We start from the raw sequence: 1,147 nt of genomic DNA on the forward strand, positions 1-1,147 counted from the left end.
GCCAACAACCCCTCCACCTCACTACGCGGAGCAACATGCTCACGCTGACCGGCATACTCCCCCCACGACACGCCGGCCAACGCCTTACGATCCACCTTCTGATTAGCAGTCAGCGGCAGACTCTCCAACGGAACGAAAACCCCGGGAACCATGTACTCCGGCAACCGCTCACCCACAAACGACTGCAACACCCCAGCCGCCACCTCCGAACGCACAACGACATACGCCACCAGCCGCTTCCTGCCGCCCTCCGCATGCAGCAGCACAGCACAGCCACGCACCTCGGGATGCTCACCCAACGCAGCCTCGATCTCCCCCAGTTCAACCCGAAACCCACGGATCTTCACCTGCGCATCAACACGCCCGAGGAACTCGACATTGCCATCAGGCAGAAAACGCGCCAGATCCCCCGTCCGATACAAACGCCCACCCGAACAACCACCCGACACCCCACCAAACGGATCAGCCACAAACGCCTCAGCCGTCAAATCCGGCCGACCAAGATAACCACGCGCCACACCACTACCACCGATATACAACTCACCCGCAACCCCGACCGGCAGCAGTTGCAGACGGGAGTCGAGGACGTACAGCTGCATTCCGTTGATGGGACGGCCGATGTGGACGCGCTCCAGGTCGGACTCGTAGCGGGCGATGCTCGCGGCGATCGTGGTCTCGGTGGGGCCGTAGCCGTTGAAGAACGACCGGCCGGGAGCCCAGAGCCGGATGAGTTCGAGGGGGCACGCCTCGCCTCCGACGGAGACGCAGCGCAGCAGCGGCAGCGACTCCTCGGGCAGCGTGGCCAGCGCGGAGGGGGTCAGGTTGATGCTCTCGACCGCCTGCTCGATCAGCAGGTCGGCGAGCTCGGAGCCCATCATCTTCAGCTCGGCCGGCGGCAGCACCAGGGTGCCGCCCGACAGCAGCGCGGCGCACAGCTCCCACACCGAGATGTCGAAGCTCATCGAGGTGCCCTGCAGCACCCGCTGCGGGGTGTAGCGGCCGTAGTTCTCGCGCTGCCACTGGGTGATGTTGTTGAGGCCGCGGTGGGTGACCTGGACGCCTTTGGGCAGGCCCGTGGAGCCGGAGGTGTAGATCACGTACGCGAGGTCGTCGCAGGTCCCGTCCGACTCGACAGGCGTGTCCGGAC

At 65.4% G+C, this 1,147-nt stretch carries 1 protein-coding gene; it reads right to left on the minus strand.

Going from position 1 to position 1,147, the window contains the following annotated elements:
- The coding region (locus tag ACFQLX_RS25665; RefSeq protein ID WP_386418921.1) for an amino acid adenylation domain-containing protein at positions 1–1,097 on the minus strand (1,097 nt) is incomplete at its 3' end.
- Positions 1,098–1,147 lie beyond the last annotated feature (50 nt).

It is taken from the genome of Streptomyces polyrhachis, from assembly GCF_042663125.1.
GTDB classification, from domain to species: domain Bacteria; phylum Actinomycetota; class Actinomycetes; order Streptomycetales; family Streptomycetaceae; genus Streptomyces; species Streptomyces polyrhachii.